This window comes from Curtobacterium sp. NPDC089991, from assembly GCF_044748425.1.
Lineage (GTDB): Bacteria > Actinomycetota > Actinomycetes > Actinomycetales > Microbacteriaceae > Curtobacterium.
On record NZ_JBIVGB010000001.1, the window covers coordinates 872,692 to 888,412 of the forward strand.

The 15,721-nt window shown below is 70.4% G+C and carries 11 protein-coding genes; all 11 read right to left on the bottom strand.

The annotated features are described in order from the left end of the window. Positions 1 to 29 precede the first annotated feature (29 nt). The gene (locus tag ACIPV1_RS04160) at positions 30 to 5,906 is read right to left on the bottom strand and encodes an Ig-like domain-containing protein (RefSeq protein ID WP_123937775.1); all 5,877 of its coding nucleotides are present in this window, start codon (positions 5,904 to 5,906) and stop codon (positions 30 to 32) included. After that, a complete protein-coding gene (locus ACIPV1_RS04165; protein WP_123937774.1) occupies positions 5,903 to 7,315 on the bottom strand; it encodes a serine/threonine-protein kinase in 1,413 nt (470 codons plus the stop codon). The genes ACIPV1_RS04160 and ACIPV1_RS04165 overlap by 4 nt, the downstream gene beginning before the upstream one ends. A 140-nt stretch (positions 7,316 to 7,455) precedes the next feature. Next, on the bottom strand, positions 7,456 to 8,277 hold the full coding sequence (locus ACIPV1_RS04170) for a PP2C family serine/threonine-protein phosphatase (RefSeq protein ID WP_123294286.1): 822 nt from the start codon (positions 8,275 to 8,277) through the stop codon (positions 7,456 to 7,458). Positions 8,278 to 8,280: 3 nt separating this feature from the next. Then, positions 8,281 to 9,018: an FHA domain-containing protein gene (locus ACIPV1_RS04175; RefSeq protein ID WP_260154707.1), complete on the bottom strand. Its 738-nt coding sequence runs from the start codon at positions 9,016 to 9,018 to the stop codon at positions 8,281 to 8,283. A 52-nt stretch (positions 9,019 to 9,070) separates the two neighbouring features. After that, on the bottom strand, positions 9,071 to 9,649 hold the full coding sequence (locus tag ACIPV1_RS04180) for a hypothetical protein (RefSeq protein ID WP_165900971.1): 579 nt from the start codon (positions 9,647 to 9,649) through the stop codon (positions 9,071 to 9,073). Between the two features lie 104 nt (positions 9,650 to 9,753). Further along, on the bottom strand, positions 9,754 to 10,524 hold the full coding sequence (locus ACIPV1_RS04185) for a YaaA family protein (protein ID WP_402725873.1): 771 nt from the start codon (positions 10,522 to 10,524) through the stop codon (positions 9,754 to 9,756). Beyond that, the gene (locus ACIPV1_RS04190) at positions 10,521 to 10,784 is read right to left on the bottom strand and encodes a F0F1 ATP synthase subunit epsilon (protein WP_017885743.1); all 264 of its coding nucleotides are present in this window, start codon (positions 10,782 to 10,784) and stop codon (positions 10,521 to 10,523) included. Before ACIPV1_RS04190 ends, ACIPV1_RS04185 begins: the two co-directional genes overlap by 4 nt. Position 10,785: 1 nt before the next feature. Next, complete coding sequence (atpD, locus tag ACIPV1_RS04195) at positions 10,786 to 12,240, bottom strand: F0F1 ATP synthase subunit beta (RefSeq protein WP_065959250.1); 1,455 nt, start codon at positions 12,238 to 12,240, stop codon at positions 10,786 to 10,788. A 47-nt stretch (positions 12,241 to 12,287) separates the two neighbouring features. Next, complete coding sequence (locus ACIPV1_RS04200; protein WP_123937771.1) at positions 12,288 to 13,190, bottom strand: F0F1 ATP synthase subunit gamma; 903 nt, start codon at positions 13,188 to 13,190, stop codon at positions 12,288 to 12,290. Then, entirely contained in the window at positions 13,191 to 14,819 is a 1,629-nt protein-coding gene (gene atpA / locus ACIPV1_RS04205; protein WP_123937770.1) for a F0F1 ATP synthase subunit alpha, read from the bottom strand. Between the two features lie 107 nt (positions 14,820 to 14,926). Beyond that, entirely contained in the window at positions 14,927 to 15,721 is a 795-nt protein-coding gene (locus ACIPV1_RS04210; protein WP_123937769.1) for a F0F1 ATP synthase subunit delta, read from the bottom strand.

The following is a 15,721-nucleotide window of genomic DNA, read 5'->3' on the forward strand; positions in this document are numbered from 1 at the left end:
GCGTACGGTCAGCGGGCAGCGGAACCGGGTCAGCCGGGCGCGGGTTCCGGATCGGGCTCGCCCGGATCGGACGGCTCCGGCTCGGGGTCGGGCGCCGGCGCTGCTGCGATCCGTGCGCTCGGCGGGCTCGGGTCCTCGTGCCCGTCGACGATGGCCGCGACGACCACGTAGTTCGCGAGGAGCGAGTCCTCGACCGTCGGCAAGGCGTTCGGCGCGTAGACCTGACCGCCGCCGCAGGGCCGGTCGACCAGGCAGAACGACACGCGGTAGCCCGAGGGCTGGTACCCGCTGTTGCTCGGCGCCGCGTTCACGGTGACCTGGGTGCCGGCGGTCATCGAGTCCGGGAGCGTCGCACGTGTCTGGACCGGTCGGAGTCCGTCCACCGTGCTGCCGCTGCCGCAGAAGTTCGACGTGCCGTCGGCACACGCCACCACGGTCACGCTGACCGCAGACCCGAAGGCCACGCCACTCACCCACGAACCGTTGGCGCCGAACGACACGAGGCCGCCGCCGTTCACTGAGTACGCGAAGTGGTCGATCGATCCGTTCGGGCTCGCCTGGGCGCGCGGGTTGCGGATCCGGATCGCGTAGGTGCCGTCGTCATCGCTGAACTTCTCCACGGCGATGTCGGCGGACGCGGTACCCGGTGCCGCGTACCCCTGGACGGACGCCGCACGGCTCGGCGTGCAGAACAGCCCGTTGTCGGCCAGTGCGACGTACTGGAAGTTCCCGTTCGAGCTCAACGTGTCCGTCGCGCTGCTGCCGTCCCACTTCTTGTCCGAGCCCGTGGTCGTGCAACCGCCGGGGATGTCGACGCCCGGCGGGTAGCGGACGATCGTGAGCGTCCGACCGCTGCCGGCCCAGTCGCTCTCCGTCGCGCTCAGCGAGACCGTCGTCTTCCCCGGGGACTGGTCACGCGTCGCGTTCAGCGTCGGGACCGAGGGCGTCCCGACGGCCGTACCCGTGGCCGACGCCGAGTTCCACTGCACGACGGTGCCGTTGCGGTCGGCGTCGTTCCGGGCCGAGATCGTCACCTTGTACTGCGCGGCGCTCTGCGCTCCGGTGAACGAGGTGCTCGTCGCCGTGCCGGTGTGCCGGGTACCGGACAGCCCCGGTCCCTCGATGGTGACGATGTAGTCGTCGACCGCGCTGCCCCGGTTCGGAGCGGGAACGGCCTTCCACGCGACGTCGAGCTGGTTCGGCGTCGACCCGTTCGGCGTGACGGTGATGCCCTTCGGCGGTGCCGGCACGAAGTCGGCGCTGATCGGCGCCGAGCTGCCCGACGGCTTCGAGTCGCCGATCGCGTTGGTGGCGATGACCTGGAAGCGGTACGACGCCTTCGGGTCGAGGCCGGTCAGGGTGCAGACCGTGGCGGTGCCGCAGTTCTTCGCGACGCCGTTCGTGCCGGTGACGCGGTACCCGGTGATCGGCGAGTTGTTGCCCTGCGGGGTCGACCAGGTCAGCGTGGCCTGGCCACCGTCGTAGGACCCGGTCCGGGTGGGCGTGCCGGGGGCGTCGGGGACGTCCTGCACCGAGATCGTCACGTCGCCCCAGACGTAGCGGTCCGGGTCGTTCGTGGCGTCGGCGACCTGGTACTGCAGGTGGGCGTCCACCGGCTTGGCGCTGTCGGAGACGCGGACCTGGAGACGGGTGCGGTCGCCGCTCGGGGTCACGGAGACGCCGCTCGGCAGCCCGCCGGACAGACCACGGATGTTCACGACGCGCAGCCGCTGTCCGGGGAACGGGTTCGTCGGTTGGTCGTTCGTCAGGACGTCGATGGTGGTCGTCGCACCGCGCTTGGTGATCGACCGGTCGGCGCCGGGTTGCACGAGCGGACGCGTCGAGGCCACGACCCCGACGGTCACGGTGCCGGCACGTCCGGCGTTCGCGTCGTCCTGCACCCCGATGCCGATCGACGCCGTGGTGTTCTTCTTCGCGGTGTCGGCGACCGTGATGGTCAGCTGCTGCTTGGAGATCGTGGCGGTGGTGCCGGCCGCCGGACGACCGACGACGGAGTAGCGCAGCTCCGGCAGGTCCTTCGGGTACGGGTAGTCGGTGAGCTTCGTCAGGTCGACGGTGCGCGTCTCGCCCGGCTGCATCTCGACCGCCGAGCCGGTGAACGCCGGCGGCTGGTTCGACCGCGGCGTCACGGTGACCGGGAGCACGAGCGTCGCGACCCGGCCCTTCCCGCCGTTGGCCGCGGAGCCGTCCGTGACCTCGAACGAGATGGACGCGTTGCCGTAGTACAGCTTCGACGAGGTGAACTGCAGGGTCGACGAGTCCACGACCAGGCTCTGGCCGTTCGCGTGCGTCGCCTTCACCGTGCCGCGGTCCGTGATCTTCGCCGTCTGGCCGTTCGCGGTCACGACGTAGTCCTCGAGCGGGATCCGGACCGTCGCCTCACTCTTCACGGTGACGGCACCGGCCGAGCGGTTGATCTGCGGCAGGGCGTCGTCGAACCCGGGGACGTTGATGAAGCCGTAGGACACGATGTCGGGGTGGTCGACCCGTGCGACCGAGAACGGGATGACCTGGGACTCGTCGGTGAGCCGGACCGTGATCCGTCCGTCGTCGGTGAGCCGTGCGGTGTCGCCGTAGCCGTCGACGATCCCGACCTGCAGGTCGGCAGCGGTGCCCTCGGCGAAGAAGACGTTCTCGAGCACGTCGACGGTCACGCTCTCGCGCCGCAGGATGTCCTGCAGGTCCAGGGTGGTGTCGTCGACCTCGGGGCGGAGGGGCTGCGCGTCCGGGTCGACCGTGACGGTGAGGAACGCGGTGCTCGATCCCCCGCTGGCGTTCGCCACCGTGTAGAGCACGGCGTAGTCGCCCGACTTCGCGGTCTTCGGGGGTGTGACCCGGATCTGCTGCTTCCGCAGGATCTTCGCCGACACGTCGTCGGCGGTGGGCTCGGCCGCCGACACGGTGAGCTGGCCGCCCTCGGGGTCGGAGTCGTTCTGCAGCACACGCACGGTCACCGACCCGCCGGGGCGGATGGTCACGTGGTCGGCCTCGGCGACGGGGTTCGACGCCTGTTCGGCCCGGGGGGCGATGCCCACGCGGACGGTACCGGTGGCACGTGCGCCGAGGGCGTCGACCACCGTGTAGGTGAACTCGTCGGTGCCGGCCGAGTAGTCCCCCGCCTCGTAGGTCAGCGCGTCGGAGGCGACGTCGGTGACGGAGCCCTTGTCCGGGTTCGACCCGACGCCGACGAGCTGCACCGAGTCGCCGTCCGGGTCGATCCCGTTCAGCGGCACCGAGATCCGCACCGACGAACCCGCCACGACCCGCGCGGTCACGGTCTGCGGGACCGGCGGGTTGTTCGTCGCCGCGTCCCGTTCGCGCACCGAGATCGAGACGGCGGCGTCGGCGTACTGGCCGTCCGGACCGGCGACCCGGTAGACGGCGGTGTAGTTGCCGGGGGTCTTCGGCGCGAGGTAGCGCAGGTGGTCGCCCGAGGCGAACAGCAGACCGCCGTCGCCGGGCACGTTCTGCACGAGCTCGGGCTCGAGGGTCAGGGGCTCGCCCTCGGGCTGGGTGTCGTTGTCGAGCACGTCGATGTTCGCGACGTCGCCGACCCGGACGGTCGCGCTGTCGGGCTGGGCGACGGGCGGCTGGATCCGGTCGGGCTTGGGGATCTCGACGACGGTGATCGTGCCGGTGGACGACGCCAGGCCGTTCGTCTCGGTGTAGCCGAACGACACCGGCCCGTCGAGCGGTGCGGTCAGCGTGACGCGCACGGTGTGCTGGTCGAGGATGCTCGCCTGGACCCCGCTGCCCCGCACCGGTCCGTCGAGGGCGGTGACGAGCAGCACCCCGCCCGCCGGGTCGATGTCGGTCGCGGTGACGTCGGTGTCCTTGCTCGACAGCGTGTTGACGAAGACCGTCTTCGGGGTCGTGATGGGCGCGGTCGAGGCGTCCGGCGGCGCGAGGATCGTGACCCGGACGATGCCGCTCGACGTCTTCACACCGTCGGTCACGGTGTACTCGAGCTGGTGGTCGCCGGCACTCGCCCCTTGCACCCGGAACGTGCCCGCGTCGTAGCTCGGGGTGACCGTCAGCCCCGCCGACGACGACACACTCGTGAGGGTCACGGTGCCGTTGCCGCCGCGGACGTGGTCGAGCGGCTCCACCGTGAAGGCCTTGCCGGCGTAGCCCTGCACCGGGAACGGGTCGGCACGCAGCGGCACACTCCCCTGCTTCGCCACGCGCACCGTCACCGAGCCACGGCCGTCGGCGCGTCCGTCGCTCACGACGAGCTGCACGGCACGGTCACCCGTCCGGCCGCTGTCCGCACGGAAGTCGAGCAGGCCGTCCGGGGTGGTCGACACCCGGTCGCCGTCCGAGGCGGTGGCGGACTTCAGGTACACCGGGTCGCCGTCGGGGTCGACCCAGTCGCCGAGCACGCTGCTGACGACGTGTCCGTTCTGCACCACGTCCGCCGAGGTGTCGCGCACCTGCCGCGGGGCCTCGTTCTGCGACTCCGGCCGCACCGTGACGCGGACGGTCGCCGTGTCCGATCCGCCGTTGCCGTCGGTGATCGTGTACGGGAAGGTCACGGTGCCGGTCGCGCGCGACGACAGCGTGACCTGCAGCCGTTGGCCGTCGGCGACGATGGCGACGCGGCCGGCGGACTCCGAGATGGACCCGACCTCGCTCACGATGATCGGGTCACCGTTCGGGTCGTAGTCGTTGAGCAGGACCGGGAGGCTCGTGGTGCGTCCCGGACGAGCGCCCAGGTCGTCGTCCACCGCCACCGGCGGCTTCTGGTCCTTGTCGACCTCGGGGTCGTCGTCGGAGACCTGCTCCTGCTGCTGCTCGTCGTCCTGCTTGATGAGGTCGGCCCAGTTGTCGATGAGCTGGCCGCTGCGGTCGATCGCCCAGGAACGACCGCTCGACGGATCGTTGGCGACGACGGTCTGCCCGTTGTGCAGGATCTGAATCGTGCTGGTCCCGCCGGTGCTCGCGAGCCGCTGGAGCGCGTTGCCGTCGCAGGTGTCGATCGCCTGGCCACCGGCCCACGCCGCGTAGGTGCAGGACCCGTCGACGTAGGGGCGCGCCGCACGTCCGGACACCTGGAGCGCGGTGGCGTCGACGGACCCCGAGGCGCTGACCCGGACGAGTCCGGCGGTACCCGCGACGGTGACGTCGGACGAGGTGTCCGACGATCGCTGGAGCGCGGGTGACGCGCCGACCCGGTCGCCGAGCTCCACGGTGCGGCCGTCGATCGACAGGGCGCCGCTGGTGCGGTCGAGCACGGCCAGGTGGCCGTCGAAGGTCGCGACCTGGAAGTCGTCGGTGCGGTCCATGTCGACCTTCCACCGCTGGTCGACGGACAACGTCGACCCGACGTCGACGAGCGATGCCGTGCCGGTCTTCGCCGAGTACACCGCGACGTGTCCGTCCGAGGCGTCGAAGACGGTGTCCGCCCCGAGCGTCAGGTCGGCCTTGGTCGAGGCGTCGAACTCGGCGAGGTCGGCAGCGGGCGTCGCCCACAGCTCGCCGGTGTCCTGGTTGCCGATCACCGCGGTGTCCCCCGCGAAGAAGACCTGGGGTGTCCCCGCGGGCAGGGTCACGGCGTCGCCGACGGTGGCGTCGGCGACGTCGACCTTGGCCACGGTCCCCTTGGTCTGGTCGACGCTGTAGACCATTGACCCGCGCTGCAGCACCGCCAGGTCGTCGCTCGCGGTCTCGACGGCGGTGTTCAGCTGGAGGACCCCGGTGTTGGCCCGGCCGACCGCTCCGTACTCGGCGGAGGGCACCCAGACGGTGCCGTCCCCGAGGTCGACTCGTTGCGTGTGGTACCCGGTCGAGACGATCGCGGTCGTCGCGACGACCGCGGCGACCAGGACGGAGACCCCGGTGGTGACGGCGGCGGATCGGTGCTTCGCGACGAGCGCGCGGATCACCCGGTGCTCCCGACGGTCGCGCACTTCTGCGCGCTCGCTGCACCGGTCTTGCCGTCGCGGTTGACGGCGACCGCGATGCACTCCTCGTCGCCGCGCTGCCCGGAGACCACGAACGTGGTGCCGGTCTGCTGGCTGGACGCGCCGTTCGACGAGATGACGTAGGTGTCGCCGCTCTTGAGACCCGGGTCCGCCCACGAGAACGACACCGACTGCGCCGACGGCTGTGCGCGGACGTCGGCCACCACGGGGATCGCCCCGGCGCCGAGCCGCCCGACGACGACCACGGTCGCGATGGCGAGGGCGGCGACCACGACGACGGCGAGGGACGTCGCCCAGACGAGTGTCGACCGGGTGCGTCGACGAGCACGTGTGACCGATCCGGTGCGGTGGACGGTGCCGACGCTCTGCGAACCGCCGGCGACGACGCCGCCCTGGACCGCGCGACGGGTGCGGCGACGGGTGCCGACCCGGGACGGCGGCTGGAGCTCGCGGATCATGGTCCGGTCGCCCTCCGGGGTCGGGGTCGCGATTGCCCACGCCTCGACCGCGACGTCGGCAGCGGTCTGCGGGATCCCGAGCTCGGCCTCGACCTGCTGGAACCCGCGCACGAGTTCGAGCACGGTCGTCGGGCGCGACGGCACCTTGCGGGACAGCGCGGTGGCGAGCAGGCGCTCGAGCGACGGTGGGACGTCGGTCCGACCGGTGGGCTTGACGCCCCCCTTGTCGATCCGGCTCATGAGGTCGCTCGCACCGTTCTTGCCGCCCCGGACCTCGAACGGGCTGCGACCGGCGAGCAGGGAGTACACGGTGGCGGCGAGCGAGTACACCTCGGACTGGATCGTGCCCCGGGACTCGTCGATCAGGACCTCGGGCGCCGACCACGGGATCGACATGCCGATGGGCTCGTCCGGGTCGGTCCCGCCGATGGTGGCCGCGATGCCGAAGTCGGACAGCACGGGGTTGCCGTACGCCGTGAGCAGGATGTTCGACGGCTTGATGTCACGGTGGAGCACGCCTTCGCGGTGGGCGGTCTCGAGGGCCGACCCGATCCGGACACCGATCGAGAGCACCTCGGACACCGGGATCGGCTCCCGCCGGTACCGCTCGCTGAGCGATGAGGAGCACAGCTCCATCACCAAGTACGGACGTCCGTCAGCCGCGACGCTCGCCTGGAACACCGTCAGGATCGACGGGTGGGTGCTGAGCCGCGCCATCAGGTTGGCCTCGGCCTGGAACATCTGCCGGACGCGGTCGTCGACGACCTCGTCGAGCAGCACCTTCACCGCGACCTGACGACGCGGCATGTCCTGCTCGTAGAGGAAGACGTCGGCGAAGCCACCGGAACCGAGGACGTGCACGGGGCTGAAGCCGCCGATCACGGGCGGGTTGGACGGCAGGCGACGCGCCATCGACATCTCCTCCCCGGCCGAGCGGCCAACTCTCTCGTCGTGGCACAGTCATTGTACGAAGCGCCGGTGACCGTCGATCCGCACACCGACCACCTGTGGACGGGCGCACTCCCCCAGTTCGGGGGGTCCTGTGCCGGCGGTCAGTGCCGCGGCAGGGTGTCCTCGAGGTCGCCGTCGTCCGGGGCAGCGTCGACCTGGAGCACCACGACGGTGACGTTGTCGCGGCCCCCGGCGACGACCGCGTCGCCGACGAGGCGTTCGGCGAGTCCCTGCGCACCGGCTTCCCGCGCTGCGATGCGCGCGATGCCGGCGTCGCCGAGCTCCTTCGTCAGGCCGTCGGAGCAGACGATGTACCGGTCGCCCGCGCGGAGCGGCAGGGTCCACCAGTCGGGCGCCGGCGGTTCGCCGAAGCCGACCGCGCGGGTGATGACGTTGCTGTCCGGGTGCTGTTCGGCGTCCTCGGCCCGCAACAACCCGGCGTCGACCATCTCCTGCACCACGGAGTGGTCCACGGTGACGCGGCGCAGCACGCCGTCCTCGATCCGGTAGGTCCGGGAGTCGCCGACGTTGAAGACGAGGGCCGCCGGCTGGCCGAGTGACGCGACCAGGGCGATGCCGGTGACGGTCGTGCCCGCTCCGATCGCGTTGCCGCCGGCTGCGCGCTCGATGTCGGCCGTGGCGAGCAGCAGCGCCCGCTGGATGCCCTGCCGCGTGGTGAAGGGCTCCTGCGTCACCTGCTCGAGTCGACGCACGACGGCGTCGCTCGCGCGGTCGCCGGCGAGGTGTCCGCCCATGCCGTCGGCGACGACGAAGAACGGCGCCCCGACGATGTAGCTGTCCTCGTTGTGGTCACGGCGACGACCGACGTCGGTCGCGGCTCCCCACGAGAGCGTCAGGGTGGCGCCGTCGGCACCGGGGACGTCGATGGCGTGCGCAGTCGCTGCTCGGCCGAGTTCGGTCACGTTTCAGGATCGCTCTCTGGGGGTTCGGGGCGTGCCGTGTGCTGTCTGGTCGGTGGGCCACGGGGGAACCGGTGGGAACCCGTCCGCCGTCGGTGCGACCCGGAGGTACGGCGAGAGGACCTCGATGGCGTTGCCGTCACCGACCTCGACTACCGTACCCGTCAGCGCGACGATCGACGCACCCGATGCCATGCGGTACACCGGCGCGCCGGCCGGTCGGACGACGGTGCCGTTCGTGGACCGCAGGTCCTGCACCACCACGGCTTCGCCTTCGGCGTGGATGCGGACGTGCGAGGACGACACCTGCCCGTTGGCAGACCGCACCGTCACGAGTTCCGGTTCGGGGCCGCTGGTGATCCGCGGCAGCGACGGACGCCGTCCGATGACGACCGGGTGGTCCAGTCGGAAGGTGCGGTCGCCGATGCGGATCGACGGCACGCGCGCCGCGGGCGCGGCAGGGACGGACGGGAGGCCCGTGGCGGCTCCGGCGGGCACGCTCGGTCCGGCGGCGCTCCGGACACCGGCGCGGACGACCGTGTCCTCCGGGTCGGCTCCGTCGTCGGCGCCGTCGTCGGCACGGTCACCGACCGGTTCGGACGGCTCCGTGCGCGGCCGGATGACGGTGTCACCGAGCACGTCGTCGAAGCGATCGCCGCCCCCGGCACCGCGGGGTCGCCGGATGACGGTGTCCTCGATGTCGTCGTCGCGCAACCGGAGCCCTTCGGATGTGGTGTCCTCCACCGTAGACGATCCGGTCGACCCGTCGCACCGCACCGACGGCCGTCCGCGCCGGTCACGATCGGTGCCGGTCACGACGGGGCCCGGCCCACGTCGGCGCACTGCCGGCCAGGACCGACCGCAGGACCAGCCCGGCGAGCGGGTCGTCGGCACGGGTCTCGAGGGCGTAGCGCGCCCGTGTCTCGGCGCGGGCGGACGACCCGAGCGCCCACGCGCACCAGGCCCCGAGTGCGAGCGCACCTGCGGCTCCGGCCGTACAGTCCACCTGACCACCCTCGGCGCGCCAGACCCGCCAGGCCTCGGCACACCGGTCGCCGGCCGTGCGCAGCCGAGCACGGTCCGGTTCCGGTCCGAGGCCGTGCAACGCCGGCGGCGTCGGGTCGTCGAACGGGTCGAACCCCCGGATGGCCCGCGGATCCGGCTGGTCTCGAGCGGCGAGGAACGGGATGAGCGCCATGCGGGTCGACAGCGCACCGCAGGCGGTGACGATCGCGATCGCGCCGACGCGGGAGCCAGCGCCGACGCCGGACGTGACCAGCGCTGCGGCCGCTGCCGGGAGGGTGACCGCCGCCGCGATCTCGCGAGGGAACCGGACTGCGGTGTGGTCGGGGGTGTGTGCCGTCAAGGGGATCATGCACGCCATCGAAGCGTGATCCGGGCCTCCAGTCAGGCACGAACCGACCACCTGTGGACAGCAGCGCCCCGGCCCGACCTGTGGAGGACGGACCGGGGCGATGATCAGACGGTGACGGGTTCCAGGCTCTCGGCGACCAGGTCCCAGCCGGAGTCGCTGCGTTCGACCACGACACCGTTCGCGGCGGCCCAGTCGACCAGGTCGTCCATGGTCGCGACGACCGCTCCGGTGCGCGCGAGCAGCGCGACGAGTCGGCCCTTCGCCGTCTTGTTCCAGTGGTTCAACGCCCGCCGCCGACCGGAGCCGTCGATGCTCACGACGCGCGGGGCGACCGCGTCCGGGACGGGACCGAGCTGGCGGTAGCCCTCGGACCGGAGGTCGAGCACCAGGCCGTCCGCCCGATCGGCCAAGACCCGGGACGAGGCCGCGGGCCAGTGCGACGCCAATCGGATCGTCCCGAGCCGGGAGTCGTGCGACAGGCGGTACGCCGGGATCGGGTCACCAGCACCGATCGGTCCGAACATGGCCGACTGCACGACCACGTGGTCGTGCCACCACGCCCGCGTCGACGCGTCGGCGGTCTGCGCGCCGAGGGGGTCGTAGAGCACCCCCGTGTAGCGCTCGATCGCCGGCATCGTGCCCGACGTGTCGAGTTCGAGGTTGCGGAACCGTTCGGCGATAGATTTCGGGCCGAGCTTCAGAGCCGTCCTGGCCGAGGACTCCTCGGAACTGACAGAGCGGGCCGCGGTGATCACCGCGGCCCGCTCTTCGGCCAGTTCCGGGAACGTGAGTGCACGCAGATCGAGCGTGCGGCTCGTGTCCCCACCCTCCCGCTTCGTCTCCGAAGGCGGGAGGAGGACGGTCAGTCCGGTCAGGACGCCAGCGCGGCCTGCCGCGCGACGATCGTCACCGTGTCGTGCTCCACCGACAGGAAGCCGTCTTCGGCGTCGACCGCGACGGTCGACCCATCGGCCCGCGTGATGCGGACCTGACCCTGCGCGAGGATCGCGAGCATCGGCTCGTGTCCCGCGAGGATGCCGATCTGGCCCTCTGTCGTGCGTGCGACGACCATGGTGGTGTCGCCCGACCAGACCTCACGGTCGGCCGAGACGACGCTCACGTTGAGACCCGCCATGTCAGCGGTTCTCCTTCTGGATCTGTGCCCACTTCTCTTCCACGTCGTTGATGCCACCGACGTTGAAGAACGCCTGCGTCGCAACGTGGTCGAACTCGCCGTCGGCGATGGCGCGGAAGGACTCGATGGTGTCCTTGAGCGGCACCGTGGAGCCCTCGACGCCCGTGAACTTCTTCGCCATGTACGTGTTCTGCGAGAGGAACTGCTGGATACGACGAGCGCGCTCGACCGTGATCTTGTCCTCTTCGGAGAGCTCGTCGACACCGAGGATGGCGATGATCTCCTGCAGTTCCTTGTTCTTCTGGAGGATCTGCTTAACGCGCGTGGCCGTCTCGTAGTGGTCGGCGCCCAGGTACCGCGGGTCCATGATCCGCGACGTCGAGGTCAGCGGGTCGATCGCGGGGTACAGACCCTGCGACGCGATCTCACGCGAGAGCTCGGTGGTCGCGTCGAGGTGCGCGAACGTGGTGGCCGGAGCCGGGTCGGTGTAGTCGTCAGCCGGCACGTAGATCGCCTGCAGCGAGGTGATCGAGTGACCACGCGTCGAGGTGATGCGCTCCTGGAGCACACCCATCTCGTCGGCGAGGTTGGGCTGGTAGCCCACGGCGGACGGCATGCGACCGAGCAGCGTCGAGACCTCGGAGCCGGCCTGCGTGAAGCGGAAGATGTTGTCGATGAAGAGGAGCACGTCCTGCTTCTGGACGTCGCGGAAGTACTCCGCCATCGTCAGCGCCGACAGGGCCACGCGGAGACGCGTTCCCGGCGGCTCGTCCATCTGGCCGAACACGAGGGCCGTCTTGTCGAAGACCCCCGCCTCTTCCATCTCACCGATGAGGTCGTTGCCCTCACGGGTGCGCTCACCGACACCGGCGAACACCGACACACCGCCGTGGTCCTGCGCAACGCGCTGGATCATCTCCTGGATGAGGACCGTCTTGCCGACGCCCGCACCACCGAAGAGGCCGATCTTGCCACCCTGCACGTACGGGGTGAGGAGGTCGATGGACTTGATGCCGGTCTCGAACATCGAGGTCTTCGACTCGAGCTGGTCGAAGGCCGGGGCCTTGCGGTGGATCGGCCAGCGCTCGGTGATCTCGAGCTTCTCGTCCGTGTTGAGCACGTTCCCGAGGACGTCGAAGACCTTGCCCTTGGTGACGTCGCCGACGGGGACCGAGATCGGAGCGCCCGAGTCACGGACCTCCTGGCCACGGACCAGGCCGTCGGTCGGCTTCAGGGAGATGGCACGGACCAGGTCGTCGCCCAGGTGCTGGGCGACCTCGAGGCCGATCTCCTGCGACGAGTCACCGATGGTGATGGTCGTGAACAGGAGGTTGTACATCTCCGGGATTGCGTCGTGGGGGAACTCGATGTCGACGACGGGACCCGTGACACGGGCGATCCGGCCGACACCGGGCGCCGACGACGTCTCGACCGCGGTGGTTGCGGTGTCGGTCATGGCTGGTGCCTTCCTGAGGGTGGGTATCTGTCCGCGAACGACGCGGACTACTTCTTCTTCGACGAGAGGGCGTCGGCGCCGCCGACGATCTCGGAGATCTGCTGCGTGATCTCCGCCTGACGCGCGTTGTTCGCGAGTCGGGTGAAGTCACGGATCAGCGAGTCCGCGTTGTCGCTGGCCGCCTTCATCGCCTTCTGACGCGCGGCGTGCTCGGAAGCAGCCGACTGCAGCATGGCGTTGAAGATGCGGCTCTCGATGTAGACCGGGAGCAGCGAGTCGAGCACCGCATCGGCGTCCGGCTCGAACTCGTAGAGCGGCAGGGGCTCGTTGCCCTCGGGCTCCTCGACCCCTTCGACGACCTCGAGGGGCAGCAGGCGAACGACCTGCGGCTCCTGCGTCGCCATGCTGAGGAACCGGTTGAACACGATGTGGATCTCGTCCACGCCGCCCTCTGCGGTGTCCTGGAGGAACTTCGCCACGACGGCGTCGCCGATCTCCTTGGCCGTAGAGAACTCGGGCTGGTCGGTGTTGCCGACCCACTGCTGCTCCGACGCACGCTCACGGAACGCGAAGTACCCGACGGACTTGCGGCCGACCAGGTAGTAGATGACGTCCTTGCCCTCGCTGCGGAGCAGGGAGGCGAGCTCCTCGCCCTGCTTGAGGACGTTCGTGCTGAACGCGCCGTTCAGGCCGCGGTCCGAGGTGAAGAGCACCACGGCCGCACGGGTCGAGGACTCCGGCTCGGTGGTCAGCACGTGGTCGACGTTCGAGAACGTCGCCACGGCCGACACCGCACGCGTCACGGCTCGCGAGTACGGGCCGGACGCAGCCATGCGGGCCTGCGCCTTCTGGATCCGCGACGCCGAGATCAGTTCCATCGCGCGAGTGACCTTCTTCGTGGTCTTCGCGGACTTGATTCGCTGTCGGTAGACCCGGACCTGCGCTGCCATCTAGCGACGACCCTTGACGATCTGCTCCTGGTCGACGTCCTCGGAGTCTGCCGCGTCGAACTGCTCGGAGCCGAGGGTCTTGCCGTCGCTCGTCTGGAAGCTCTTCGTGAACTCGTCGATCTGCTTCGACATCTCGGCGACGGTCTCGTCGCTGAGCTGGTTCGTCTCGCGCAGGGTCGTGAGGACCTCGGAGCTGCGACGCAGGTGGTCGAGCAGTTCGGACTCGAAGCGCAGCACGTCCGGCACCGGGACGGTGTCGAGCTTGCCGTTGGTGCCGGCCCAGATCGAGACGACCTGCTCCTCGACCGGGTACGGCGAGTACTGCGGCTGCTTGAGGAGCTCGGTAAGACGGGCACCACGGTCCAGCTGACGACGCGACGCCTGGTCGAGGTCGGACGCGAACATCGCGAACGCCTCGAGGGAGCGGTACTGCGCCAGCTCGAGCTTCAGCGTGCCGGAGACCTTCTTGATCGACTTCACCTGGGCGTCACCACCGACGCGGGACACCGAGATGCCCACGTCGACGGCCGGACGCTGGTTCGCGTTGAAGAGGTCCGACTGCAGGAAGATCTGGCCGTCGGTGATGGAGATGACGTTGGTCGGGATGTACGCCGAGACGTCGTTCGCCTTGGTCTCGATGATCGGGAGACCCGTCATCGAACCGGCGCCGAGCTCGTCGGACAGCTTCGCGCAACGCTCCAGCAGACGGGAGTGCAGGTAGAAGACGTCACCCGGGTACGCCTCGCGCCCCGGCGGACGACGCAGGAGGAGCGACACGGCGCGGTAGGCCTCAGCCTGCTTCGACAGGTCGTCGAAGATGATGAGGACGTGCTTGCCGGAGTACATCCAGTGCTGGCCGATGGCCGAGCCGGTGTACGGGGCGAGGTACTTGAAGCCGGCCGGGTCGGACGCGGGAGCGGCGACGATGGTGGTGTACTCCATCGCGCCGGCATCCTCGAGCGCACCCTTGACGGAGGCGATCGTGGAACCCTTCTGACCGATGGCGACGTAGATGCAGCGGACCTGCTTGTCCTCGTCGCCGGACTCCCAGTTGGCCTTCTGGTTGATGATCGTGTCGATCGCGATGGCCGTCTTGCCGGTCTGGCGGTCGCCGATGATCAGCTGACGCTGACCGCGGCCGACGGGGATCATCGCGTCGATGGCCTTGATGCCGGTCTGCAGCGGCTGGTGGACCGACTTGCGGGCCATGACGCCGGGAGCCTGGAGCTCGAGGGCGCGACGGCCCTCGGCAGCGATCTCGCCGAGACCGTCGATCGGGGCGCCGAGCGGGTCGACGACGCGACCGAGGAAGGCGTCGCCGACCGGGGCGGAGAGGACCTCACCCGTGCGGGTGACCTCCATGCCCTCTTCGATGCCGGCGAACTCGCCGAGCACGATGGCGCCGATCGAGTCTTCATCGAGGTTCTGCGCGAGGCCGAGCGTGCCGTCCGCGAAGCGGATGAGCTCGTTGGCCATGACGCCGGGGAGGCCCTCGACGTGCGCGATGCCGTCGCCGGCGTCGGTGACGTGCCCGACCTCGGCCGTGGAGGCCTTCGTCGGCTCGTAGTTCGAGACGAAGTCCTTCAGGGCATCACGGATCTCATCGGGGCTGATGGTGATGTCTGCCATGGGATTTTCCTTGTGGTTTTCCGGGGCCCTTCGGCTCCGAGAGGGTGACGCTGCCGGACTCGGCAGTTCCCGTTGTGGACTTGGGAGGAGCGGCTTCGACCGTACGCCTAGCCGGCGAGCTGGAGCCGGAGCTCCGAGAGCCGCGTGGACACGGTGCCGTCGATGACGTCGCCGCCGATCTGCACCCGGACCCCGCCGACGACCGTGGGGTCGACGACCTGGTTGATGCTGATGTCCTTGCCGTAGCGCTCGGCCAGCCCGCGTGCAACGCGTGCCGACTGGGCGGTCGTGAGTGCCGTGGCGGTGACCACGGTCGCGACGAGCTTGCCGTCCTGTTCAGCCACGATGCGCGAGGCATCGCGGACGAGTTCACCGATGCGGCGGCCGCGAGGCTGCTGCACGAGCGCGGAGACGATCGTCACGGTCTGCTGCGACGCCTTGGGGCCGAGGAGCCGCTCGACGAGCGCGCCCTTCTGCGCCGGGCTGCCGAGCTTCGTGCCGAGTGCCAGCTCGAGGCCGGCGTCCGAACGGACAGCGGTCTCGAAGGCGAACAGCTCGGACTCGATCGGCGAGTCGGTACCCGCGGTGGCGGCGACGGCGCGGATGCCCGCGTCCTCGATGCCGGCGAGCAGGTCCTGGTGCGAGGACCAGCGCGAGCCGGCCACCGCGGTCAGGACCGCACGAGTCGCGTGCGACTGACCGGCGAAGACGCGGTCGATGAGGACCTTCTTGCCGGCCGGGTCGGCCGTCGGGTCGGACAGCAGCCCGAGCAGCTGCGGCGCACCGGCGATCGCACGCCCGGAGGCGAGGATCTCGGCACCCACGGCCAGGTCGGCGCTCGAACCGAGGTCCGAGAGCACCGCCCTGGTGGACGCGAGTGCTTCTCTGGTAGCGCTGCGCAT

Coding starts and splice junctions, on each gene's coding strand:
- ACIPV1_RS04165 (WP_123937774.1), bottom strand. CDS start 7,315: ATGGCGCGTCGCCTGCCGTCCAACCCGCCCGTGATCGGCGGCTTCAGC.
- ACIPV1_RS04180 (WP_165900971.1), bottom strand. CDS start 9,649: ATGATCCCCTTGACGGCACACACCCCCGACCACACCGCAGTCCGGTTC.
- ACIPV1_RS04190 (WP_017885743.1), bottom strand. CDS start 10,784: ATGGCGGGTCTCAACGTGAGCGTCGTCTCGGCCGACCGTGAGGTCTGG.
- atpD (WP_065959250.1), bottom strand. CDS start 12,240: ATGACCGACACCGCAACCACCGCGGTCGAGACGTCGTCGGCGCCCGGT.
- ACIPV1_RS04200 (WP_123937771.1), bottom strand. CDS start 13,190: ATGGCAGCGCAGGTCCGGGTCTACCGACAGCGAATCAAGTCCGCGAAG.
- atpA (WP_123937770.1), bottom strand. CDS start 14,819: ATGGCAGACATCACCATCAGCCCCGATGAGATCCGTGATGCCCTGAAG.
- ACIPV1_RS04210 (WP_123937769.1), bottom strand. CDS start 15,721: ATGCGCAGCGCTACCAGAGAAGCACTCGCGTCCACCAGGGCGGTGCTC.